The 23,677-nt window shown below is 37.5% G+C and carries 19 protein-coding genes and 2 pseudogenes; 10 read left to right on the top strand and 11 right to left on the bottom strand.

From position 1 onward, the window contains the following. Window positions 1–122 precede the first annotated feature (122 nt). Window positions 123–2,036: an endonuclease gene (locus J4771_RS04565; protein ID WP_224136879.1), complete on the top strand. Its 1,914-nt coding sequence runs from the start codon at window positions 123–125 to the stop codon at window positions 2,034–2,036. A gap of 48 nt (window positions 2,037–2,084) precedes the next feature. Here the strand turns inward: J4771_RS04565 and J4771_RS04560 are convergent, their stop codons facing one another. Together J4771_RS04560 and J4771_RS04555 are read right to left on the bottom strand one after the other, a co-directional pair. Beyond that, window positions 2,085–3,497, bottom strand: a complete 1,413-nt coding sequence (locus J4771_RS04560; protein WP_224136877.1) for a helix-hairpin-helix domain-containing protein — start codon at window positions 3,495–3,497, stop codon at window positions 2,085–2,087. Window positions 3,498–3,646: 149 nt separating this feature from the next. Beyond that, window positions 3,647–3,988 (bottom strand): MerR family transcriptional regulator, encoded by a 342-nt coding sequence (locus J4771_RS04555; protein ID WP_224136876.1) that lies wholly within the window; start codon window positions 3,986–3,988, stop codon window positions 3,647–3,649. Window positions 3,989–4,227: 239 nt separating this feature from the next. Here J4771_RS04555 and rpsA point away from each other — a divergent pair, with 239 nt between their 5' ends. The 3 genes from rpsA (at window position 4,228) to J4771_RS04540 (ending at window position 9,468) form a co-directional block, all read left to right on the top strand. After that, window positions 4,228–6,015, top strand: a complete 1,788-nt coding sequence (gene rpsA / locus J4771_RS04550) for a 30S ribosomal protein S1 (protein WP_224136875.1) — start codon at window positions 4,228–4,230, stop codon at window positions 6,013–6,015. Between the two features lie 176 nt (window positions 6,016–6,191). Next, complete coding sequence (locus tag J4771_RS04545) at window positions 6,192–8,819, top strand: T9SS-dependent M36 family metallopeptidase (protein ID WP_224136874.1); 2,628 nt, start codon at window positions 6,192–6,194, stop codon at window positions 8,817–8,819. Window positions 8,820–8,910: 91 nt separating this feature from the next. Then, window positions 8,911–9,468 carry a hypothetical protein gene (locus tag J4771_RS04540; protein WP_224136873.1) on the top strand — a complete coding sequence of 186 codons (558 nt, stop codon included), beginning with the start codon at window positions 8,911–8,913 and terminating at the stop codon, window positions 9,466–9,468. Window positions 9,469–9,518: 50 nt separating this feature from the next. On the opposite strand, the gene rplS is transcribed toward J4771_RS04540, so the two are convergent. Further along, window positions 9,519–9,872 carry a 50S ribosomal protein L19 gene (rplS, locus tag J4771_RS04535; protein ID WP_224136872.1) on the bottom strand — a complete coding sequence of 118 codons (354 nt, stop codon included), beginning with the start codon at window positions 9,870–9,872 and terminating at the stop codon, window positions 9,519–9,521. A gap of 542 nt (window positions 9,873–10,414) precedes the next feature. Here rplS and J4771_RS04530 point away from each other — a divergent pair. Together J4771_RS04530 and J4771_RS04525 are read left to right on the top strand one after the other, a co-directional pair. Continuing rightward, window positions 10,415–11,119 (top strand): CoA transferase subunit A, encoded by a 705-nt coding sequence (locus J4771_RS04530; RefSeq protein WP_224136871.1) that lies wholly within the window; start codon window positions 10,415–10,417, stop codon window positions 11,117–11,119. Further along, window positions 11,119–11,772 (top strand): CoA transferase subunit B, encoded by a 654-nt coding sequence (locus J4771_RS04525; protein ID WP_224136869.1) that lies wholly within the window; start codon window positions 11,119–11,121, stop codon window positions 11,770–11,772. Before J4771_RS04530 ends, J4771_RS04525 begins: the two co-directional genes overlap by 1 nt. Before the next feature lie 65 nt (window positions 11,773–11,837). On the opposite strand, the pseudogene J4771_RS13295 reads toward J4771_RS04525, so the two are convergent. Then, window positions 11,838–13,189 (bottom strand): annotated as a pseudogene (locus J4771_RS13295) (IS3 family transposase). Window positions 13,190–13,354: 165 nt separating this feature from the next. On the opposite strand from J4771_RS13295, the gene J4771_RS04510 reads away from it, so the two are divergent. From J4771_RS04510 to J4771_RS04500, 3 genes are all read left to right on the top strand, one after another. Continuing rightward, entirely contained in the window at window positions 13,355–14,221 is an 867-nt protein-coding gene (locus J4771_RS04510; RefSeq protein ID WP_224136866.1) for an SPFH domain-containing protein, read from the top strand. A gap of 103 nt (window positions 14,222–14,324) precedes the next feature. Further along, entirely contained in the window at window positions 14,325–14,507 is a 183-nt protein-coding gene (locus J4771_RS04505; RefSeq protein WP_224136864.1) for an Arc family DNA binding domain-containing protein, read from the top strand. 80 nt (window positions 14,508–14,587) lie between these two features. Further along, window positions 14,588–14,947: a cupin domain-containing protein gene (locus tag J4771_RS04500; protein ID WP_224136862.1), complete on the top strand. Its 360-nt coding sequence runs from the start codon at window positions 14,588–14,590 to the stop codon at window positions 14,945–14,947. A 71-nt stretch (window positions 14,948–15,018) separates the two neighbouring features. On the opposite strand, the pseudogene J4771_RS13290 reads toward J4771_RS04500, so the two are convergent. The 7 genes and pseudogenes from J4771_RS13290 to J4771_RS04465 form a co-directional block, all read right to left on the bottom strand. Beyond that, a pseudogene (locus tag J4771_RS13290) lies at window positions 15,019–15,177 on the bottom strand (DUF2945 domain-containing protein). Window positions 15,178–15,284: 107 nt separating this feature from the next. Then, window positions 15,285–16,724, bottom strand: coding sequence for a sodium:solute symporter (locus J4771_RS04490; RefSeq protein ID WP_224136860.1), 1,440 nt, complete (start codon window positions 16,722–16,724; stop codon window positions 15,285–15,287). A 163-nt stretch (window positions 16,725–16,887) separates the two neighbouring features. Next, window positions 16,888–17,172 carry a GNAT family N-acetyltransferase gene (locus tag J4771_RS04485; RefSeq protein WP_224136859.1) on the bottom strand — a complete coding sequence of 95 codons (285 nt, stop codon included), beginning with the start codon at window positions 17,170–17,172 and terminating at the stop codon, window positions 16,888–16,890. Window positions 17,173–17,184: 12 nt separating this feature from the next. Next, complete coding sequence (locus tag J4771_RS04480) at window positions 17,185–17,355, bottom strand: (4Fe-4S)-binding protein (RefSeq protein WP_224136857.1); 171 nt, start codon at window positions 17,353–17,355, stop codon at window positions 17,185–17,187. Window positions 17,356–17,488: 133 nt separating this feature from the next. Beyond that, the gene (locus J4771_RS04475) at window positions 17,489–18,994 is read right to left on the bottom strand and encodes a catalase (protein WP_224136855.1); all 1,506 of its coding nucleotides are present in this window, start codon (window positions 18,992–18,994) and stop codon (window positions 17,489–17,491) included. 283 nt (window positions 18,995–19,277) lie between these two features. After that, on the bottom strand, window positions 19,278–20,150 hold the full coding sequence (locus J4771_RS04470; protein WP_224136852.1) for a pirin family protein: 873 nt from the start codon (window positions 20,148–20,150) through the stop codon (window positions 19,278–19,280). A gap of 162 nt (window positions 20,151–20,312) precedes the next feature. Beyond that, entirely contained in the window at window positions 20,313–21,719 is a 1,407-nt protein-coding gene (locus J4771_RS04465) for an MFS transporter (protein WP_224136850.1), read from the bottom strand. A 421-nt stretch (window positions 21,720–22,140) separates the two neighbouring features. Here J4771_RS04465 and J4771_RS04460 point away from each other — a divergent pair, with 421 nt between their 5' ends. Further along, a complete protein-coding gene (locus J4771_RS04460) occupies window positions 22,141–23,541 on the top strand; it encodes a TolC family protein (RefSeq protein WP_224136848.1) in 1,401 nt (466 codons plus the stop codon). Window positions 23,542–23,677: the final 136 nt, after the last annotated feature.

The raw sequence follows: 23,677 nt of genomic DNA, 5'->3' as shown, positions 1-23,677 counted from the left end.
GTATTCATGATATTTTTTTGAAAATGACGACTTTACTAATATTCAATTTTAATAAAATTAACATGAGTTCGGATTTTTTGCATCACTTTATTAAGTAATTTAGCGACCGAAAAAATATTGTAATGAGGATAACTTTACTTTCGCTTTTTTTAGTTCCTTTTTTGGGCTTGGCGCAGATTCCTACAGGGTATTATGATGGCACTTCTGGATTAACTGGTTACGCTTTAAAAACAAAATTGCACGAAATCATATCTGCAAGATACATCAATTGGCATTATGGCGACCTGCAGGAATTTTATAAGCAAACCGATCTGGACGTTTATTATGATCATACACCCTCCAACAATCCCATCTTTAATTCTACAACAAATACGATGGATTATATTTTGTTGGATATTTATTCCGAAAAACCAGCTGGACCAGATGCCTACGAATATACTACTGCAAATTCAACTGGATCTGCAAGCGCCGAAGGACAAGGTTGGAACCGGGAGCACATGATGCCGCAAAGCACTTTTAATAGTAACTATCCTATGTATTCTGATTTGTTTTATGTGTTTCCTACGGATGCCAGGATCAATCAGCTGCGAAGTAATTATCCTTACGGAATTTCTTCTACAACACCGTCTTTGGTTTATTATAATTTTACCAATACGTCTAAAATTGGAAAGAATGCAACGCCAAATTCTGGTTATACGGGGCGTGTTTATGAACCTATTGATGAATTTAAAGGCGATATCGCAAGAAGTTTGCTTTATTTCGCTGTTCGGTATGAAGGGAAATTAAATAACTTCAATTTTTACAACGGAACTTCTGCTGCAAACGATACAAGCCCGCTCGACGGAACAGAGGAAAAAGCTTTTGAAGATTGGTATGTTGCGATGCTGCTGAATTGGCACAACCAAGATCCTGTTTCGCAAAAGGAGATCGACCGGAACAATGCGGTTTTTGGGATTCAAAAAAATAGAAATCCTTTTATCGATCATCCTGAATGGGTTAACTTAATTTGGAATCAGACGCCAAGTGTAGTTTCTCCGTCACAGGTTACCAACTTGAATGTTGCACAGAACAGCGCATACTTCGTAAATTTGAATTGGAGCACTCCATCTGATCCGTCGATTTTAGGTTTTAAAGTTTATCAGAACGGAACTTTGATCGGTACTGCTAAAAATAACTCTTTCGTTGCAGATCATCTTACGCCTTCAACTCCCTATACCTTTTCGGTAAAGGCTTACAATAATAATTATGCCGAATCTGCGGAAAGTAACCTAGTTACGGTAACTACTCTAGATGCTGATATTTATGCAAAAGATTTAATGATTACCAAATATTTGGAAGGTTCTTCCAACAACAAAGCCTTGGAAATTACCAACAAAACAGGACATGCCGTAACTCTGAATAAGTACCGAATGAGTATCCAGTTTTTTAACGGTACGCAATACTATTTTCCTGCACCCTATGAATTGGAGGGAATTGTGCAAAACAATGAGACTTTTGTTATATTAAATCCAAATGCGACTTTCACCTGTATAAACAATGATCAGGCAAGATTTGTTACTGCGGCGCCACAACTTACTTTCAGCGGAAGTAATTATATTGAGTTGCGGTATGCGTCAACCACGGTTGATGCGGTTGGAGTAAAAGATCAAAGCAATTCTGCAATATTGGGAAATGTTTCGCTCTACCGTCTGAATTCTGTAAATCAGCCAAATTCAACCTTTACACTTTCAGAATGGGAACAACATCCTTCCAATTATTGTGAAAATATTGGAACATTAGTGGTTTCCGATGCACAGATATATGCCGAAAATGATTTGTCAATTTATCCAAATCCAGTGGTTGGAAATGAATTGTTTGTTAAGGGTAAAAAAATCGGCAATATTAAAAACGCTTCAATTGTTGATCTTTCAGGAAAGTTAATTCAGCAGGAAAATACTCCTTTTAAAAATAAAAATTCCATCAATGTACAAAAACTAAATCCGGGAGTTTATATTTTGAAAGTGGATGATCAATCGGTTAAGTTTATTAAAAAATAATTGCCCTTATAGTTTAAAAAAATCAGCTTCCAAGGAAGCTGATTTTTTTTATTTTAAATACAGTTTCATTTTCTCTTCCGCTTCTGGTTTGATATTCATCGTTTTGAAGAACTTCTTTTCATTGGTAAAGGAAATTCGGTAATAGATAATTTTATCAGCATAATACTTGAAGTAAGGGTGATTTTTCAACCAAGATTCCGGCGCGTCCGCTAAAGTGTATTTTTGAACATTTTCCGTATTTAAGGGAGCTGTATAAACCAAACGTTGTGCTAATATTTTGTCAATATTATAAGTGTCGAGAATCTGATTTTTATTGATGAATCCACCCAGTTTATTTCGGAACCCAATGAAGCTTGCCGCGCTTTTATCATCAAAGCCATACTCGATAAGTTGTTTAAAAGTAATCACATTCAAGTCTGTTTTACTGAAATCGGTTTTGGCTTCATAAATTTTTGAGGATGAATTGTTATGAGGAGGGTTGCTGTTGTTTTGAGCCGGTTTAAACGTCTCCGCATTCAAAACGATGTACGGTTTCAACTCTTCAAATTTATCTGCGGAAATCACGAAGCATCTTTGAATGTCTTCTAAACTTTTGAAACTGCCCTTTAAATTTCTATCTCTATAATTGATGATAACTTGAGCTTGTTTTTCAGAGAATCCCAAATTTTTCCACCCTTCCAAATCAGTCATGTTTGGATCAAAGTTTTGATAATTGACTTTCGCTTTCTCTGTTTTGGCGTAAGAATCTTGGAAATTAGGTTTTGACATCACATACTTTTCCGGCGTTTTTTCCGGAAGCAAAAGGTAAGGCTCCATTTTCCGGTAATTTTCGTCACTAATGATAAAGCAATTTTTGAATTTTTCTTTGCTAATAAAACTTCCTCCCAAATAATTTTTGTATTTTAGAATAGAGTTTGCTTGATTTTCAGTGAACCCCATCTTAATAAAATCGGTCACTGAAAAGTGATCAGGATTAAATTTTCCGGGAACTGTTAATGACTTCTTAACATAATGATTTTTGAAGCTAGAATTTTGATAATAATTTCTACGATTATAATTCGATTCGTAATTTTTATAGGAAGAAACCGAAGTCTCAGGAAGTAAGATGTAAGGTTCCAACTCTGCGAATTTCTCGCCCGAAATGGCGTAGCACTTTTTTAATTGCTGTTTCGAAGTAAAATTCCCGCCAACAACATTTTTATATTTTAAAATGGTGGCAGTTTGTCTTTCAGAAAATCCCAGCATTTTCCATTCATTTTCGGTCAAACTATTTGGATCGAATTCCTTTAACTGAATTTTTTCTGCTGCGACATATTCCGCTTCCGAAAACTTGGTAGTTGATCCTGCATCTTCATTGCCTTTACCGCTAAAGTAGAGTAGCCCCGAGAATAAAATTGCTCCCGATGTAACGAAGCCTAAAAAGTAGTTCTTCGCTGCTGAAAGTTGGATGTGTAGATTCATGATGTGTTTTTTATGCAAACATATTGCATAAAGCATCTCGCACTATGGGTTAAAACACGGTATTTTTTAGGGTGAAATCACCCAATTTTGTAAAATCGTGTTAACGGATTAGAAGAAATGTAAACTTGCTAAAGTGGTAGAAAAAGTATTTATTCAGGCTTATCCACCAAAGATTCCTTGAGTTTTTGTAATTCTGCTTTTACAAATTCCAGGCGGTCGATCATGGTAATGGTTTCAGAAATTTTCGAGTTGGTGGTTAAAGCAATTCGGGCACCGTCTAAAGTATAGCCTTTCTCTTTCACCAAATGATAGATAATTTTCAGATTTTTTATGTCTTCCGGCGTGAAATATCGGTTCCCCTTCTTATTTTTTTTAGGTTTAATAATAGGGAATTCCTGCTCCCAATAACGAATGAGCGAAGCATTTACGTTAAACGCTTTTGCTACTTCACCAATAGAATAATAAAGTTTGTCCGGAAGATTAATTTTCATTTTTTAGTTCGAAAATTTGAATTTCAAAGATAGCAATTTTTGACAGAATTTTGGAGACTTAAATGTTTAATAAAAATTTCACTGAAACAGATTGTAACTCAAATATTTTCAGTAATTTTGCACCACTTTTTGTGGAAGCATTTGGCGAGGTTAAAACATTTACAATTAACATCTTCCGTATTTTTCGAGAGCCACATTAAGCCAAACATCGAAAAAGAAAGAATACAAATTATTTAATTATGTCAGAAACGACAGTAAAAGAAGAGGTTCTTTTGAACCAAAACGTAGCACCGGAACAATTTGACTGGGATTCATTCGAGTCTGGTCTTGATGCTGATGCAAGAAAAGAGAAAAGCGATCTAGAAGAAATCTACAACGGTTCTCTTAACAACTTGAGCGACAACGACGTTCTTGTAGGAAAAGTAGTAAGACTTACCGACAAAGAAGCGATCGTTGACATCAACTTCAAATCTGAAGGTGTTATTTCTCTTAACGAATTCCGTTACAACCAAGGATTGCAAGTTGGTGATGAGGTTGAAGTAATGGTGGACAGAAGAGAAGACAAATCGGGTCAGTTGCAACTTTCTCACAAAAAAGCTAGAACGCTTAAAGCTTGGGATAAAGTAAACGAACTTCACGAAACAGGTGAAATCGTAAACGGATTCGTAAAATCCAGAACTAAAGGTGGTATGATCGTTGACGTTCACGGAATTGAGGCATTCTTACCAGGTTCTCAAATCGATGTGAAACCTATTAAAGATTACGATCAGTTCGTAGGAAAAACAATGGAATTCAAAGTAGTGAAAATCAACCCAGAATTCAAAAACGTTGTAGTTTCTCACAAAGCGTTGATCGAAGCAGATCTTGAAGGTCAGAAGAGAGAAATCATTGGACAACTGGAAAAAGGACAGGTTCTTGAAGGAACTGTTAAAAATATTACTTCTTACGGTGTATTCGTAGATTTAGGAGGAGTTGACGGATTGATCCACATTACAGACCTTTCTTGGTCTAGAGTAAATCACCCATCAGAAATCCTAGAAGACGGACAAACTGTAAAAGTGGTAATCCTTGATTTCGATGACGAGAAAACAAGAATCCAATTAGGTATGAAGCAATTGGAAGCTCATCCATGGGATGCGCTTTCTGCTGATTTGAAAGTTGGTGATAAAGTAAAAGGAAAAGTGGTTGTTCTTGCTGACTACGGTGCATTCGTTGAGGTTGCTCCAGGTGTGGAAGGATTGATCCACGTTTCTGAAATGTCTTGGTCAACTCACTTGAGAAGCGCAGGAGATTTCGTAAAAGTTGGTGATGAAGTAGAAGCTGAAGTTTTGACTTTGGACAGAGAAGACAGAAAAATTTCTCTTGGTATGAAGCAACTTAACCAAGATCCTTGGGCGAACATCGAAACTAAGTATCCAGTTGGTTCTAAACATGTTGGAACTGTTAGAAACTTCACAAACTTTGGGGTTTTCGTAGAATTGGAAGAAGGAATCGATGGTTTGATCTATATTTCTGATCTTTCTTGGACTAAGAAAATCAAACATCCATCAGAATTCTGTGCAGTTGGTGATAAGTTAGACGTTGTAGTTCTAGAATTGGATACTGCAGCAAGAAGACTTTCATTAGGACACAAGCAATTGCAGGAAAATCCGTGGGATAAATTCGAAACTAAATATGCAGAAGGAACTGTACATACAGGAAAAGCTACTGAAGTTTTCGACAAAGGTGCACAAGTTCAGTTCGAAGACGCTGAAGTTGAAGCGTTCTGCCCATCAAGGTTGTTAGAAAAAGAAGACGGTTCTAAAATCAAAAAAGGAGAAGAAGCTCAGTTCAAAGTAATTGAATTCAACAAAGAATTCAAGAGAGTGGTAGTTTCTCACACGGGAATCTTCAGAGATGAGGAAAAGAAAAACGTGAGAGATAACGCTTCAAAACCTGCTGCATCTTCCAGCAACGAAGAGAAATCAACTCTTGGTGACCTTGACGTTTTAGCTGAATTGAAAAAGAAAATGGAAGGCGGAAACTAATTCTCGAATTCTTTTAAATATTTAAGCCACCGTTGAAAAATGGTGGCTTTTTATTTTTTCTAAATTGTAGTTTATTTGCGTTAAAATTAGTTGTAAGGTATTTGCGATATTTTAGTGTTAAAAATTTAAAACATATTAAAATATTTTATATATTCGATGCCAAATAATTAATATATATGAAAAATAGAAATTTACCCTTGAAAATTGCGGCGGTATGTTTGATGTTTTCTTTCGGTAGTGCAAATGCTCAGGATTTTAAATCCATCATTCAGAGCCACATGAATTCGAAGAATACCTTCATGAAACCCAACCTCAATAATTTTGAAATCATCAGCAAAGAGGTTTCAAAATCAATGAATTCGAATGTAGTTATGGTTCAGCAGTCCTATAACGGTATTCCAATTTACAATGCGGTAGGAACGGCTTTGATCAAAGATCAGAAAGTGAATTATTTCAATGATGGATTTACTAAAGATTTCAAATCTGTCTCTTTGCCGAGTTCAGCCCGAAGCAACAAAGCTGTTTTTGCTACTGTTGCGCAAACAATGAATTTGAAGAATTCCACAAATTATCAGTTAATTGCAATTGATGCAGCCGATTTAGATACTCCTTTTGCAAAAACAAGACTTATTTATTTTCCTGCTGAAAATGGTGATTTAAGACTTTGCCATGAATTTATGTTCGAAGAAAAAGGAACCTCAAATTATTGGGATGTACTTGCGGACGCAACAACTGGTGAAATATTGAGCAAGCAAAACCTTACTCTTACGTGCAATTTCAAGCATGATGCTTACCACCACGACTATTCAGCACATACGCCAGAAGGATTTGCGGTAAATTTCAATAATGATCAATCTTCAAATGGAGAAATAGCAAAATCTTTTGCCGCTGCAGCACCTTTGGATGCAAGTTATAACGTTTTTGCACTCCCGCTGGAAAGTCCGAATCACGGCTCCAGACAATTGCTGAGCAACCCTTGGTTTTTAGATGCTTCACCTGAAGGTTGGCATACCATTTTGGGAGGAACGTATGTAGGAAGTTATAATACAACACGAGGAAATAACGTAATGGCGTATGACGATAGAAACAATGCAAATGCAGCTGGTTCTTATGCCGATGGTGGAGCAAACAGAGTTTTCGATTTCCCTTTTGTAGTCAATGACACTCCAGGTAATTTGAATGCTGCAACAACTAACTTATTTTATGTAAATAACAAAGTTCACGATATTTTCTACCGTCTCGGATTTAATGAACTCGGAAGAAACTTCCAGGCATGGAACTTTGGAAAAGGAGGTTCTCAAAATGATTATGTGATGGCTGAATCCCAAGATGGAGGAGGAACAAATAATGCAAACTTTTCATCTCCTATCGACGGTTCAAGACCCAGAATGCAGATGTATCTTTGGGATCCGGGTGTAATTAGAAGGGTATTTTATAACGCACCTACAGAAGCGGTTAACAGAATTGTAGCCAGTCTTATTTCAACTACTTTTGGTCCAGCTCTTACACCAACCGGAGTTACTGCAGATGTTAAATTATCACCTGTTTTGGATGCATGTACACCTTTACCAGCAGGTTCATTGGCAGGTAAAATCGGTTTAATTGCAAGAGGAACCTGTGAATTCCAAGCAAAAGTACAAGCAGCACAAGATGCAGGAGCAGTTGCGGCAATTATTTACAGCCAACCAGATTCTACACCAACAGGAGGTATGGGCGGAACTAATCCTAATATCACAATTCCGTCCGTATTAATCGAAAATCCTGAAGGTGTTTATATGAAAGGTTTGTTAGATGCAGGAACCAACGTAAATATTACGTTGAGATACAATGCCAATGAACAGCCAACTAGAGACGGAAGTTTCGATAATGGAGTTATCATCCACGAATATGGTCATGGTATATCTAACCGTAGAACAGGAGCAGGTTATTCTTGTTTAAATTCTGCGGTAAGTAAAGAGCAGATGGGTGAAGGTTGGTCAGATTTCTTTGCAGTGATGCTTACCAACCAACCAAATGCGACAGCAGCGGTACCACGAGGAATCGGAACTTATGCCACATCAGAACCAATAGATGGACTGGGAATTAGACCTGCACAGTACTCTCCAAATTTTGCCGTAAATAATTACACTTATGGAAGAACTAACGGGATGGAATATACCAATACAGCAGGAGCAATTGTACCAGACGTGCATTCAATTGGATTTGTTTGGGCAACAATGCTGTGGGATCTTCATTGGAAGTATGCTGAAAAATATGGATATTCTTCAGACGTAATGTCAAATAATACAAACGGTAGTACAAGAGTATTACAACTTGTTTATAATGCTTTGGCTTTACAAGGCTGCAACCCTGGATTTATTGAAGGTAGAAATGCGATCCTGGCTGCAGAAGCTGCAAACACAGAAACAGGAGGAGCAGATAAATGTATGATTTGGAATGTTTTTGCAAAAAGAGGTTTAGGAGTTAATGCAGCTGCAGGCTCAAAAACCAACATCAATGACCAGGTGGAAGATTTTACTGTACCTACTGAATGTGCTACTGCTGCAACGAGTGAAACTGGAAACAATGCTGCATTAAGCATTTATCCAAACCCGGCTAAAAATGAGTTTTACTTCAAATCAGCTAAAAATATTCTAGGAAAAGTAAACGTTGAAATTTTCGACGCATCAGGGAAATTAGTTTCCAGCCAGAAAATGTCGGCTACAGAAGCTGTAAACACACAAAATCTTGCAAACGGAGTTTATGTGGTAAAAGTTTCAGGATTGGGCGTAAACTATTCTTCAAAACTGATGATTAAAAAGTAATTTTTTAATTCATAACTTTATAACCGCCTTGAGAAATCATGGCGGTTTTTTATTTCCCTTCTTTTAAGACGGGCTAGTTAAATCATCAACAATGAAAATTTCAAATACATCAAAATCAATCTCCAACCAGTTTCTACAATTGGACCTTTTCGATTTTTTCGCAGCAGCTGAATATGTTAAAAATTTACCTTACAAAAGAAATTTACAAAAAGAAAACCCGCTCTCCGTTTTCCAAGACAGCGGCGGAACTTGCAGCACAAAGCACGCTCTATTAAAAAGACTAGCCGATGAAAATAGTTTCGAAGAACTAAAATTAATGCTTGGAATTTTTAAAATGAACGGTTCAAATACTCGAAAAATCAAACCTATTCTAGAAAAGTACAGCCTAAAAGAAATTCCCGAAGCACACAATTATTTAAAAATAGAAAACCAAATCTTCGACTTCACCCGTAAAAACTCCAAACCCGAAGACTTCATCAACGACTTAATCGAAGAAATAGAAATCCAACCCGACCAAATCATCGACTTCAAAATCCACTACCACAAGAATTTCCTCAAAAAATATCTTAAAGAAAACCCTCAAATTCCCTACAATCTCGATGAGTTTTGGAAAATCCGCGAAGAATGCATCGCCGAGTTGCAAAAATGAAAAACCCATCAAAAAAATTCTGATGGGTTTCTCTATGGTTGTTGTCTGAATTACTTTTTGTAGGCAGCGTCTTTAATTCTCGCTTTTTTACCTCTAAGGTCTCTGAAATAGTAGATTCTAGCTCTTCTCACTTTACCTCTTCTATCCACCTCGATTTTTTGCAAAGCAGGCATGTTGATTGGGAAAACTCTCTCTACACCCACATCACCGCTCATTTTTCTGATGGTGAAAGTTTTGGTAGCACCCGTTCCTCTCAACTGAATCACCACTCCTTTGAAGAACTGTGTTCTCGTTTTCTGGCCTTCTTTAATTTCGTAATACACAGTGATGGTGTCACCGGCTTTGAATTCAGGGAATTCTTTTTTCGTAATGTACTTATCCTGTACGTACTTTAATAAATCCATTTTTATAATAAAAATTTTTTGTCAAGTCAAGCAACATTCACGTCCTTCGTCAGAGGTTGATTAACAGGCTGCAAAAATAAAACAATTTTTCCTCACACACAACAACTTACCAAAATTTTTGTTCAAAGTTCACTGTTTTTCAACTCTCAAACCCTCAAACTCGCAAACACACCCACTCCCAAACTCACCCATTCAATCGGGGCGTATCCTTCACACGGTCATTCCACTTCGTTGCAGTCACTCATTCGGGTCGGGCTTTACACTGCAATTCCTCGCTCCTTCGCTGAATCCATCGCTTGTTGTGGGATTTCCGTTTCAAATCTCATTTTATGAGATTCAACGATTTCTTTGAAAAAATATAAGAAATAGAGTTAATCCCTTACTCGGAAAGTCCGCATTCTTTTTAAATTAACAGAAAAAAAAAGAAATCAGCTTAATCTGCCAAATCAGCTAGAAAATCAAAAGTAAAATCCCATGAAAATTCCAAATTTCACCAACTCCCAAAAAAAACGTAATTTAAGGCCTCGAAATTTTAGTGAAAAATGATTGACAAAAGAGTAAAAAACGCCAAAGAAGCCATCCAGGGAATCCAATCCGGAATGACCGTCATGTTGGGCGGATTCGGACTTTGCGGAATTCCCGAAAACTGCATCAACGAAATGGCAGCAAGTGATCTAACCGATTTAACCTGTATCTCCAACAACGCTGGAGTTGACGATTTCGGTTTGGGTTTACTGTTGCAAAAACACCAGATCAAAAAAATGATTGCTTCGTACGTAGGCGAAAATGCCGAATTTGAAAGACAAATGCTTTCCGGCGAACTCGACGTAGAACTTACACCTCAAGGAACTTTAGCAGAAAAATGCCGCGCCGCGCAAGCCGGAATTCCTGCATTCTACACACCAACCGGTTACGGAACCGAAGTCGCGGAAGGGAAAGAGGTGAAAGATTTTAACGGAAAACCACATATTTTGGAACATGCTTATGAAGCTGATTTCTCTATTGTAAAAGCCTGGAAAGGCGACTATTCAGGAAATTTAATTTTCAAAGGAACTGCAAGAAACTTCAATCTTCCGATGGCGGGAGCTGCGAAAATTACCATTGCGGAAGTAGAAGAATTGGTACAACCGGGTGAATTGGATCCCAATGAAATCCATATTCCGGGAATCATGGTGCAAAGAATTTTCCAGGGAGAGAATTATGAGAAAAGAATCGAGCGTGTAACCACAAGAAAAAAAGAATCATAATGCTGACAAAAGAACAAATCGCACAACGCATATCCAAAGAAGTTAAAGACCGTTACTACGTCAATCTCGGCATCGGAATTCCAACGCTTGTTGCAAACTATATTCCCGAAAACCTTTCCGTAGAATTCCAAAGCGAAAACGGAATCCTCGGAATGGGACCATTTCCTTACGAAGGTGAAGAAGACGCTGATTTAATCAATGCAGGAAAACAAACCATCACCTCGCTTCCGGGCGCATCATTTTTCGATTCTGCATTCAGTTTTGGGATGATTAGAAGCCAAAAAGTGGATTTAACCATTCTTGGTGCAATGGAAGTTTCCGAAAACGGCGACATCGCCAGTTGGAAAATCCCAGGAAAAATGGTGAAAGGAATGGGCGGTGCAATGGATTTGGTTGCATCTGCACAAAACATTATCGTTGCCATGATGCACACCAACAAAGCCGGAGAAAGTAAGGTCTTGAAAAATTGTACACTTCCTTTAACGGGAGTTAAATGCGTTAAAAAAATTGTCTCCGATTTAGCCGTGATGGAAGTTACCGATAAAGGGTTGAAGCTTTTGGAACGAGCACCCGGAGTTTCGGTAGAAGATATCGTTAAAGCAACCGAAGCCAGATTAATCGTGGAAGGAGAAATTCCTGAAATGCAGTTTTAACACCAAATTAAATCATGATAGAAATCCCTTTCAATTCTAGACTGCACCCAAAAGTTTAGACAAAATTAAACAATATTATTAAAGGAAAGAGTTCGGTACTGTACCGGGCTCTTTCCTTTTAAATTAAGCCTTATTCTGTCGTTGTTGTAATAATCAATGTATTCTTTTATTTCTTTCCTGAGTTCGTCGATAGAACCAAACTTTTTGGTATAAAACATTTCAGACTTCAATGTTCCGAAGAAATTTTCGATTATGGCATTGTCCAGACAGTTCCCTTTTCGGGACATACTTTGAACAATTCCTTTTTCTTTTAATATATTTTGATAAGCTTTCATTTGATATTGCCAACCTTGGTCTGAATGTAAAATGATGTTTTCTGTATTTTTAATTTTCTTTAAACCCTTTTTCAGCATATCTGTAATCTGTGCAAAGACAGGCCTTTCTGAGAGATTATAGCTGATGATTTCACCGTTGAATAAATCGATTATCGGAGATAAATAGAGCTTATTTCCCGAGACATTAAATTCCGTTACATCGGTTGCCCACTTCGTGTTCGGCTGGTCGGCTTTGAAATTTCTTTTCAAAATATTGGGTGCTATTTTTCCTTGTTCTCCACGGTAAGATTTGTATTTCTTTACCCGTATAATGCTTTTCAGTCCTAGCGATTTCATTAATCTCAATACTGTTTTATGATTGATAATAATTCCTTTATCTCTCATTGTCAAAGTAATACGCCGGTATCCAAACCTTCCTTTGTGTTGATGATAAATCTGTTTTATCATTGTTTTTACGTCCGAATATTTGTCGGTTTGAGCCTTGTTTTGATGATAATAGAAACTGCTTCTCGCCATCCCGGTACAATCCAATAATACGGACAGATTGTATTTAGGCCTTAACTCTTCGATGGCTTTTGCTTGTTCTTTTTGAGAGTTAAGGCGTCTAACTTTTTTAGAAAATCGATTTCGGCTCGCAGTCTTTCATTTTCCAGTAACAATTCTTCTTCCCTGGTCAATGGTTTGCCAGACTTTTTCTTTTTACGTTGGTAATCGCTCATAATTGCTGGTCTTCCTTTGGGTTTATTCTGTAACCCTAAAATACCACTTTTTTCGTAAGCGCTCCGCCAATTGGTGATGCTGGATTCTGCAGCGATATTAAACCGTGCAGCAGCTTGCTTTAGAGATAAGTCTTGTGCCTTGATCGTTTCCAAAACTCTTAACTTAAATTTTACGTCATAACGGCGATTGCTTCTGCGTTGCAGTCCTTCAATTCCGTACAAATCATAAAACCTTTTCCATTTGCGAACAACCGTCGCATCCAAACCTACTTCCTGTGCCAAAGAGTGGATCGACAGATCATTTTTCTTAATCTTCTCCACACAACTCACCTTAAATTCTAAACTATACTTTGATTCTCCCATAATAAAAATGCCCCTAAAAAGTGTCTAACTTTTTGGGGGCAGTCCATTCTGTATTGAAGGGGATTTTTTAATTTTTGAAATTTTGAAAAGAAATTATTGCCGATACAAAAAATTATTATATCTTTATGATATCAAAATAATATCACAATTTAAAAATAAATAATTATGGAAAAAGTTTTAAAACCAATGTCAGGATATCTTGCGTTAGTCATCTGTCTTTTGCTTTTTGCAGCGGGACTTTACTTCCTTATCAATGGAGTTGACCAAAATGTAAGTTTCGTAATTTTGGGAGTTCTGTGTCTGATTACGTTTGTCTTTTTTATGAAAGGTTTGATGATTATTCAACCGAATCATTCACGAGTTCTGAATTTCTTTGGGAAATATGTAGGTTCTGTAAAAGAAAACGGTTTGTTTTTTATTAATCCACTTTATTCATCACAAAAAATTTCGCTCCGTTCGGAAAACCTGCAAGGACAAACTTTAAAGGTGAACGACAAAATGGGAAATCCCATCGAAATTGGTGTCGTAATCGTTTGGAAAGTCGGAGACACCTACAAAGCTGCTTATGATGTGGAACGTTACATGGATTTTGTTAAAATGCAGAGTGAAGCGGCGGTTCGTCATTTGGCGATGAGTTTTCCGTATGATAATTTGGAAGACGACCACGCTCCAATTACGCTACGTGAAGGTGGTGAAAAAATTAATCAAATTTTGGAACAGGAATTAACTGACCGATTGGCAAAAGCAGGAATCGTCATTCAAGAAGCGAGAATTTCGCATTTGGCGTATGCTTCCGAAATTGCAGGTGCAATGCTTCAACGACAACAAGCCACAGCAATCGTTGCAGCGCGAACAAAAATCGTTGAAGGTGCAGTTGGAATGGTGGATTTAGCCCTGAAAAAACTTTCCGAGGAAAATATTGTGGAATTGGATGACGAAAGAAAAGCGGCGATGGTTTCCAATTTAATGGTCGTTCTTTGCGGTGAAAAAGCGGCGCAGCCGATTTTGAATGCGGGAACGCTTTATAATTAATAAGGAACAATTAATAATTTATAATTAACAATTAATAATAATTTTGGGAAACTCGAAGCACGAATCACTCAACACGTAACTCGTATCTCGTAACTCGAACTCGATGGCAAAAAAAAGTTTTGTTTTAAGGATTGATGACGCCACTTACAAATTGTTGGAAAAGTGGGCAAATGACGAATTCCGTTCTGTGAATGGGCAGATTGAGTATTTGCTCCATGAAAATCTAATCAGTTCGGGGAGAAAAAAGAAGGAAATTCCGAAAGAGAAAAGCGAAAAAGAAAAATAATTCAGGCAGGAAATTTTCCTGCCGTTTTTATTAAATTTGAATTTCAAATTCCAAATTCAAAACTTTAAATCTCAAATGATATGAAATATAAAATCCAAAAATCACCTTTTGTAGTTCCCACAAACGATGGAAAACTCATTGAAGAAATTTGGGGAAATTCAACAGGAAATTCCAATATTTCAATTGCACACATGATTGCGCCACCGAACTGGAGCGAACCACACCAAACTCCAGAATTTGATGAATTTACCTACATCATCAACGGAAAAAAACAATTTGAAATCGATGGAGAAACGGTGGTTTTAGAAAAAGGACAAAGCATTCTGATTGAAAAAGGTGCAAGAATCCGCTACAGTAATCCGTTTGAAGAATCGTGTGAATATATTGCAATTTGTCTACCTGCCTTTTCAATGGAGTTGGTAAATCGGGAAGAATTGTAACTGCGAATGCCAAATAGAAAATATTTTGCCACGACTAAACGAATAATTTAATTCGTGCATTCGTGGCAATTTTAATCAATTAAAGTCAGTGCACTTCCTTTATGCGCCGCAATATGGTCAGATTTGTCGCTCTTGATTTCGTATTGAGGTTCGTCTTTTGTCGCGTGATGCGTTTAACCTTTACAAAGAAAATCTTTTGTGTGGATTTTGATAATTGTTCCTGAAACCATGCCTGCTTCGGAATTCCATTTTACGTGTCACCGATTTTGAAGTTTTTGCTCATGTGTTTAAATTAAGATGTTCATTTCCATCAAAAATAAAGCCTCAAAAAATCAATTTAATCTTTTTTCCTAATTAACCACAACCCAAAGAAAGTAATCAATCCATTAATAATCAACAATTCCAAACCAATTTTGAAGTCGCCAAAGAAATTTTCCTGATATTTATCGATGAAGAAAGAAATCAGTGGAGAAGCGATGCAAACGTAAGGAACCAACTTATCCTTCACCTTAAATTTCGTAAAAATTCCGAAAGAGAACAATCCCAGAAGAGGGCCATAAGTGAATCCTGCCATTTTCAGAATCAAGCCTATCATCGAATTGTCGTTGATGATTTTAAAGATAATCACCATCAGCAAAAATGCGGCTGCAACAATAAGGTGAACTCTTTTTCTAAATTTTTCCTTTTCTTTTTGTGAAATTTCTTTCTCCTTTAATCCAAAAATATCAATACAAAGAGAAGAGGTTAAAGCTGTCATTGCTCCGTCCGCAGACGGAAAAAGTGCCGAAATTAAAGCGATAATAAAAATGATTGAAATAAATGGCGGCATGTGATTCAGCGCAATATCCGGAAAAAGTTGGTCGCCTGAAGTTGCCACGTGCTCCACATTTCCGTAAAGATGTAAAAGTCCGCCCATAAAGAGAAACAGCGAAATTACCACTACCAAAATAAATCCGAGAGTCACCATGTTTTTCTGCGAATCTTTCAGTTTTGTTACTGAGAGTGATTTCTGCATCATTTCCTGGTCAATTCCGGTCATTGTAATGGTGATAAACGCACCCGCCAAAATTTGTTTGAAAAAGAAAGCCTTACTGTTTACATCAGTATTGAAAACTTCAGTATAACCAAGCCTGTTCATTTCTTTTAAACTTTCAAAAAATCCTAAATTCATGTGATTCAGCATATAAGCTGAACAGATAATCAGTCCTAAAAGCATACAGGTTGTTTGTAAAGTATCGGTCCAAACAATGGTTTTCACACCTCCTTCATAGGTGTAGAGGATAATCATCGCTAAAATCACCAATGTTGTTACAATAAAGGGAACGCCGAGTGAATCCAAAATCGTCATCTGCAAAATATTGACTACCAAATAAAGTCGCGCAGTCGCGCCCACCAAACGTGACACAATAAAAATCCACGCGCCCGATTTATAGGAGAGCTGTCCCATTCGATGTTGCAGATAACCATAAATTGAGGTGAGTTTTAAACGATAATAAAGTGGAAGAAGAATATACGCAATGACCACATACCCAATTAAGTAACCGATTGTAATCTGCAAATAATGGAATTTATCTGCACCAACTGCACCCGGAACCGACACAAAAGTCACGCCCGAAAGCGAAGTTCCAATCATCCCAAATGCAACGAGCATCCAGTTGGATTTTCGGTTTCCGATGAAAAAACTGTCGTTGTTACTGCCTTTTCCGGTTTGATAAGCGACCCAGAGTAAAAGTCCAAAATAGGCGATAATGATGAGCAACAAGACAATCGGATTCATAGAGTGATTTTTTTAATGTGAGCAAATATAGAGAATTTCGGCTGGATGTTGGAAAGTGGATGCTCGAAGTTTTTTTTAGTCAAAATAAAAACCGCCACGAATACACGAATTCTAAAATTTATTCGTGAATTCGCGGCGAAAAATAGTATTTAGTGAAAGCGTTTTAAGACAAAACATCCTGAAATTCAGGTGTTTTCGCAATTACTTTTTTTGCAAATGGACAAAGCGGAATCACTTTCACATTTTTTTCTCGAGCGTATTCAACTCCCGCTTTTACCAAATCTTTTCCTAGTCCTTTTCCGCCATATGCTTCATCAACTTCGGTATGGTCGATGATGAATTTGTCGTCTCCTGCCCAAGAATAGGTCATTAATCCTGCTTTTCCTCCGTCGTAATACAATTCGAAAACTCCTTTCGATTCGTTGTTGGTGTGTTTTATTTCTACCATTTTTTTTTAATTTTAATGATCAGTTTGTTTATTCATTTCATAACTCAAAGCTCCGGAAGGACAATTTTCAATCTGATTTTTGAGTTCTTCCGTGGCTGCATTTTCCGGTTTGCACCACGGTCTTTCTTTCGGGTTGTAAACATGTGGCAACATGTTCACGCGAATTCCCGAATGGATGCTCAATCTTGGTTGTCAAAACACGGTAAGTTCACCATTCGTATATTCATGCAGTTCCATAATTTTTGACTTTTATAAAGTTAATAAAAAAATAACAGCCAAATTTCTTCGGCTGTTACTTTAACAAAATTTATTAGAACTATGATTTCGTCGGCGCCCATTTATTATAAGGAGTTAAATCAAAAGCATTCACTTCATCCATCGAAAGTCCCAAAGCTTTTGCAACGCCTTCTCCGTATTCCGGATCTGCTTTGTAGCAGTTTCTGATGTGGCGGATCTGAACAAATTTTTCTGCTCCGCCAACTTGCGCCGCCGTATTTTTAAAGAGCAAATCGGCTTTTCTGTCGGCTTTAATGATTCGGAACAAATCTCCAGGTTGGGTGAAATAATCTTCGTCATCATCACGAAAATTGTACGCAAATGCATCGCCTTCTAATGCTAAAGGCGGTTCTTTTGCACTTGGCTGTTCCTGCCATTCGCCGTAACTGTTTGGTTCGTAATGTTTTGTGTCACCGTAGTTTCCATCAACTCGCATTTGTCCATCTCGGTGGAATGCGTGATACGGACATCTCGGTTTGTTTACTGGAATTTGAAAGTGGTTTACACCGAGACGATATCTTTGTGCGTCACCATAAGAGAACAATCTTCCCTGAAGCATTTTATCAGGCGAGAATCCAATTCCGGGAACGATATTCGTAGGATTGAAGGCGGCTTGTTCTACATCGGCGAAATAATTTTCAGGATTTTTGTTCAGTTCAAATTCTCCGACTTCAATTAAAGGGAAATCTTTTTTGGACCAAACTTTCGTTAAATCAAACGGATGGAAACGGTAAGTTTTCGCCTGTTCTTCCGTCATGATTTGAACGAACATTTTCCATTTCGGGAAGTTGCCTTTTTCGATGTTGTCGAATAAATCTCTTTGTGCGGATTCTCTGTCCATTCCGATGAGTTTCGCTGCTTCGTCATCCGACAAATTCTCTATTCCCTGCTGCGTTCTGAAATGGAATTTCACCCAATGACGAACATTGTCTTTGTTGATAAAAGAGTAGGTGTGACTTCCAAAACCGTGCATGTGACGGTATCCGTTCGGAATTCCGCGGTCGCTCATCACAATCGTTACTTGATGCAAAGATTCGGGAAGTAAAGTCCAAAAATCCCAATTATTTTGGGCACTTCTCATATTGGTTTTCGGGTCGCGTTTTACGGCGTGGTTCAAGTCCGGGAATTTCATCGGGTCACGGAAAAAGAAAACCGGCGTGTTGTTTCCCACCAAATCCCAAATTCCTTCATCGGTATAAAACTTTAAGGCAAAACCACGGATATCTCTCTCTGCATCGGCTGCTCCACGTTCACCTGCAACGGTAGAAAATCTTGCAAACATTTCTGTTTTCTTGCCGATTTCGTTGAAGATATTGGCTTTCGTGTATTGTGAAATGTCGTGAGTTACGGTAAAAGTTCCAAATGCGCCGGAACCTTTTGCGTGCATTCTTCTTTCGGGAATTACCTCTCTGTCGAAGTTTGCCATTTTTTCAAGAAACCAAAAATCCTGCATCAAAAGCGGTCCTCTTGGTCCTGCTGTCTGTACATTCTGATTGTCAGGAACTGGTGCTCCTGTTTGTCTCGTAAGTTTTTTCTTGTCTTCCATTTGAATATGATTTATAATTTGAGTTGTAAAGCTATTTAGATTTTATAAATCGATACGACAATCATCGATTGATAAATTTAATAACAATGATTTGTTTATCTGCCATGAATTTAGGAAATATTTTCGAGATTTTGTAATAGATGCAGATGATGTTTAACATAGTTTAACGAAAGCAAGATCCGTCTTGCATAGTTTCTCAAAATAAAAAAGCAGAAAATCGAAATTCTCTGCTTTATAAAAATTCATTAGTAAAAACTAATGATTAATACCTATTGATTTTGAATTATTCAAGATATCCAAACTTCCCATTATTAAAATCATCAAACGCCTGAATAATTTCTTCCCTCGTGTTCATCACAAAAGGTCCGTGCGGATAAATTGGTTCGTTTAAAGGTTCACCGCTCAAAATCAAAACGATGGAATCTTCTGCTGCTTCAATGGTGAAAGTTTCGCCTTCATTTTGGAATAAAACCAAATGGTCAGTTGGAACTTTTTCTTCCCCATTCACCATGATGTTTCCTTCGATAACCAAAGCTGCGGTGTTGAAATTTGCAGGAAAACTGAATTCCGCTTTTCCGCCTGATTTCAATTTGGCATTCATCAAATTCACCGGACTGAAAGTGGTTGCAGGTCCTTTTTCACCATTAAATTCTCCCGCAATCACTTCTATGAAACCGTTTTCACCCAAATCCACATTTTTCATCTCTGAATTTTTGATGGCTTGGTATTTTGGCGGGCTCATTTTATCTTTTGCGGGAAGATTCACCCACAGTTGCACCATTTGGAAAATTCCGCCTTCTTTTGCCCATTCTGTTTCGTGGAATTCTTTGTGTAAAACTCCCGAAGCTGCAGTCATCCATTGCACATCGCCCTGTCCGATGATTCCGCCACCGCCGGAACTGTCGCCGTGTTCTACGCGACCTTGATAAGCAATCGTCACGGTTTCAAAACCACGGTGCGGATGAACGCCGACTCCTCTCGGTGTATCGGTTCCCGAAAAATGGAATTTGGAATTGTAATCCAACATAATGAACGGGTCCATTCTCTTCATATCCAAATGATAACCGCTCGGAATGAAGTTGTGCACTCTGAAACCATCTCCTACGAAATGCGCAGGTTTTGGCGCTGCTATTAATTCGACTTTTTTTGTTGCCATTTTTTTATCTCATTTTTTTTTGATCAAAATTCAATCCCGAATTCTCGCGACAAGAATTCAATATTTGAGGTTCTGAATTTTATGGTACAAAAGTACGGGAGATAAAGTTGGAATACATTGATGTAGGGTAAGAATGAAACTAAAAACTTGACTGCAAATTTCTCAATGCTCCGTCTTCATATTCTCCCCATCTTTCTCATGCAACCTCCTAAAAACAAACCCCGAAAGTATGGTTAAAAATCCCACCACAAAAAAAGTGTAGCGAAAAGCGAGATGGGTATTTCCCTGAATTAAAGTCGGTTCATTTTCAAATAACTTCAAGACAATCAAGCCGAACGCGATTCCAAAACCAATCGCAATTTGTTGATATACTGCAAGTAAAGAGTTTCCGCTTGAAGTGTGGGAATTTCTCAAATCAGCAATTGCAATTGTATTCATAGAAGTAAACTGAATCGAGTTGAAAAATCCAAGAATAGAAATAATTGGAATAAACCAATAAATGTTAGTGTTAATCCCAGGAATTCCAAGGCAACAAATCAGAAATCCGATGATAAAAGTATTGGTCATCAATGTTTTTCGGTAGCCAAAATAATCGAGAATTTTAATGACATACGATTTTCCGAACATGGCGGTTAAAGCCATTGGTGCGACTATCCAACCCGAAATCACGGCACTTTCTCCATACGCAATCTGAATCATCAAAGGCAATAAAAGAGGTATTGAACTGATGCCCAATCTCGTGGCCAAATTCCCCAAAATTCCCACCCGAAAAGTTCTCACCTGAAAAAGATTTAAAGGAAAAATAGGGTTTTCAGTTTTTTTGGCGTGTCTGTAATAGAAATAAATCATCATGAATCCGCAAATGAAAATCACTAAAACAGGCGTAATATTTTGAGCGGTTCCAAAGCGTTCAAGTGCAATGGAAAGTAGGAGAGAAGCCGAAGCGAAAATTAAAAACCCCTTAAAATCAAACTTAATTTCTTCGGATTTATAATCGGGCATAAATTTTAAACTCAGGAAAATGCCAATCAATCCAATTGGAATGTTGATGAGGAAAATCCAATGCCACGACAGATAATCAACCATATAACCACCGACCAATGGTCCTAAAACAGGTCCGATAAGTGCAGGAACAATTGCGAAATTAAGCGCTTTCAGAAGTTCATTCTTATCATAGGTTTTGATTAAAGCCAACCTGCCGACAGGAGTCATCAAACTTCCGCCAATTCCCTGAACGACGCGGGAAATCACCAATTGTGTCAAGTTTTGGGAAACCGCACAGAATACGGAACCCAAACTGAAAACAACCAACGAAAAAATAAAGATTTTCTTTGTCCCAAATTTATCCGCCAAAAATCCCGAAACCGGCATGAACACAGCCAAAGTCAAAACATAACTGATAATGGCGTTTTGCATATTGAGTGGCGACTCGTTCAAATCTTTCGCAATAGAAGGGAGCGAAGTATTCAGAATCGTAGAATCGAGCATCTGCATAAAAATTGCCGTCGCTAAGATGAACGGCAGAATTCTTTTGGTCGTGGTATCAAATGTTTTAAAAGTATCGGGCATGAAATCTGTGGAACAAAAAGTGAACCTTTAAAATAAAGAATGTCCAAATTACGAAAAAATAATTGAAAAAAAATTCCGACAAAATCAATCAAAAAGTATCAATGAATTGTAATGTTTAACGCAATGACGCAAAGAAAAATGACTTAAAGACTCTTTATTTAGGGCGCAAAGGCGTTTCATTTAGCAATTGGAAACCTCCGAAGTTTTACTTTTTTTTTAAAAACACAAAAACATGCTTGACAATACTTTTAAGCAACTTCGCTTTGCTGAGTGAAACGCCGTTGCGAACATTTATACAGAATAAATTGAAGAAAGTCTTTACATCATTGCGTTTTAATAATTTAATTTCACTTTTTGACAAATGTCAAAGGAATTCATTTCTCGTCGTCGTAACTTTGCACCGTCAAAACAAACAAAAGAAATGAATACTTTTAAAAATAACTTTAGCAAAATTTTGGTTTTTCTGCCCTTGATTTTCTCGGCGCAAACTGCACCCGATTTGCAGGAACTCATCAATGCAGGTCTCGCAAAAAATCATTTGTTGGAACAGCAAAAATTAGAAACAAAATACACCGAACTCGACCAAGAAAAATTGAAAGACATTTTTCTTCCAAAATTGGAAATCAGTGGCAAGTTTGGTTATATGAATACGACCGCTCATTTAACTTCGCCTGAAATTTCAATTCCGAAAGTTCCGCCCGTTTTTCCCGGAATGACGGTTCCTGAAAATAAAAATTCCTACAATGTTTCCGGATTTTCGGGAAGTGCAAAAGCAGAAGCTAGTGTTTTGCTTTATTCAGGAGGAAAAGTAAAATATTTAAATCAGGCATTAAATGAAAAGAAACTTTCAGAAACCGCTTTGATGCAGAAAACGATAGATGAGGTCATCACCGAAATATCAAAAGCGTACGATCAATTTGCCCTTGTTCACGAATCGAAAAAAGTTTTAGACGAATCCAAAAAACGTTTGGACATCAACAAAAAAACAGCGGATAAAGCTTTAGGTTACGGATTAATCACTCCTTACGACCACAAAAAAATTGAATTGGCTCAAGCAAATTTAGACTCCAAAATGGTGGAATATGAAGGAAAAAAGGAATTGCTTATCACTCAACTTCAAATTCTTACAGGTTTGGAACGGGAAAAAATTGCACAAATCAATCCGGAATTGGTTCCCATTCAATACGAAGTTTTAAATAAAAATGTAGAAAACCGCGCTGAAATTCAAGCATTGGAACACGGTATCAAAGCATCGGAATTCAAGATGAAAGCCGAGAATCAGTGGTGGCAACCAAAAGTTCAGGCGGTGAGTTCTTTGTCCTATTTCGGATTGTATGATAACCTCATTACTTCTTCGGAAAATATAGCTCCGTTCATTCCAAAAAAATTGAATTGGGCACCGAAAGACATCAATATTTTACCAATGTTCCAAATCGGAATTGGCTTTAAATGGGAAATTTTTGATGGGAAAGAAGGAAAGTCTGCCGTTGAAAAAGCGAAAATCGACAAGGAAATTTTGCAAAGTAAAAAATCCGATGCAATAGACAAATTAGCCCTGAATTTAGCCAACAACCAAACCAACTACGACATCGCCAATTCGCAAATCGCAACCAAAGCAAAAGCACGACAAATCGCAAAATTGGCATTAACTCAAGCTGAAAAAGAATTCCGTTATGGAACCATCAAATCTTCCCAGTTAATCGAAGCCGAAAACGATTTGGAAACCGCCGAATTGGATTATCAAACCGCCGTTTTTAACCAACGAAGAAGCGCGGTGGAATTGATGAAATCGACGCAAAACTTACATATAGACGAGTTATAAGAGCCAAGTAAACAGAGCCAAGAGCCAAGGAAAGTGAATGGTGAATTCGCTTCGCTGTCAATAGTGAATTTTTTAATCATTGAACCTGAAACCTGAAACTTGAAACAAATTCAAACTATTTCAAATTACATCAAAC

The sequence above is a fragment of the Candidatus Kaistella beijingensis genome (assembly GCF_020084865.1).
GTDB classification, from domain to species: domain Bacteria; phylum Bacteroidota; class Bacteroidia; order Flavobacteriales; family Weeksellaceae; genus Kaistella; species Kaistella beijingensis.
This window is presented reverse-complemented; position numbering and strand designations above follow the sequence as displayed.

Coding starts and splice junctions, on each gene's coding strand:
- J4771_RS04565 (WP_224136879.1), top strand. CDS start 123: ATGAGGATAACTTTACTTTCGCTTTTTTTAGTTCCTTTTTTGGGCTTG.
- J4771_RS04560 (WP_224136877.1), bottom strand. CDS start 3,497: ATGAATCTACACATCCAACTTTCAGCAGCGAAGAACTACTTTTTAGGC.
- J4771_RS04555 (WP_224136876.1), bottom strand. CDS start 3,988: ATGAAAATTAATCTTCCGGACAAACTTTATTATTCTATTGGTGAAGTA.
- rpsA (WP_224136875.1), top strand. CDS start 4,228: ATGTCAGAAACGACAGTAAAAGAAGAGGTTCTTTTGAACCAAAACGTA.
- J4771_RS04545 (WP_224136874.1), top strand. CDS start 6,192: ATGAAAAATAGAAATTTACCCTTGAAAATTGCGGCGGTATGTTTGATG.
- J4771_RS04540 (WP_224136873.1), top strand. CDS start 8,911: ATGAAAATTTCAAATACATCAAAATCAATCTCCAACCAGTTTCTACAA.
- rplS (WP_224136872.1), bottom strand. CDS start 9,872: ATGGATTTATTAAAGTACGTACAGGATAAGTACATTACGAAAAAAGAA.
- J4771_RS04530 (WP_224136871.1), top strand. CDS start 10,415: ATGATTGACAAAAGAGTAAAAAACGCCAAAGAAGCCATCCAGGGAATC.
- J4771_RS04525 (WP_224136869.1), top strand. CDS start 11,119: ATGCTGACAAAAGAACAAATCGCACAACGCATATCCAAAGAAGTTAAA.
- J4771_RS04510 (WP_224136866.1), top strand. CDS start 13,355: ATGGAAAAAGTTTTAAAACCAATGTCAGGATATCTTGCGTTAGTCATC.
- J4771_RS04505 (WP_224136864.1), top strand. CDS start 14,325: ATGGCAAAAAAAAGTTTTGTTTTAAGGATTGATGACGCCACTTACAAA.
- J4771_RS04500 (WP_224136862.1), top strand. CDS start 14,588: ATGAAATATAAAATCCAAAAATCACCTTTTGTAGTTCCCACAAACGAT.
- J4771_RS04490 (WP_224136860.1), bottom strand. CDS start 16,724: ATGAATCCGATTGTCTTGTTGCTCATCATTATCGCCTATTTTGGACTT.
- J4771_RS04485 (WP_224136859.1), bottom strand. CDS start 17,172: ATGGTAGAAATAAAACACACCAACAACGAATCGAAAGGAGTTTTCGAA.
- J4771_RS04475 (WP_224136855.1), bottom strand. CDS start 18,994: ATGGAAGACAAGAAAAAACTTACGAGACAAACAGGAGCACCAGTTCCT.
- J4771_RS04470 (WP_224136852.1), bottom strand. CDS start 20,150: ATGGCAACAAAAAAAGTCGAATTAATAGCAGCGCCAAAACCTGCGCAT.
- J4771_RS04465 (WP_224136850.1), bottom strand. CDS start 21,719: ATGCCCGATACTTTTAAAACATTTGATACCACGACCAAAAGAATTCTG.
- J4771_RS04460 (WP_224136848.1), top strand. CDS start 22,141: ATGAATACTTTTAAAAATAACTTTAGCAAAATTTTGGTTTTTCTGCCC.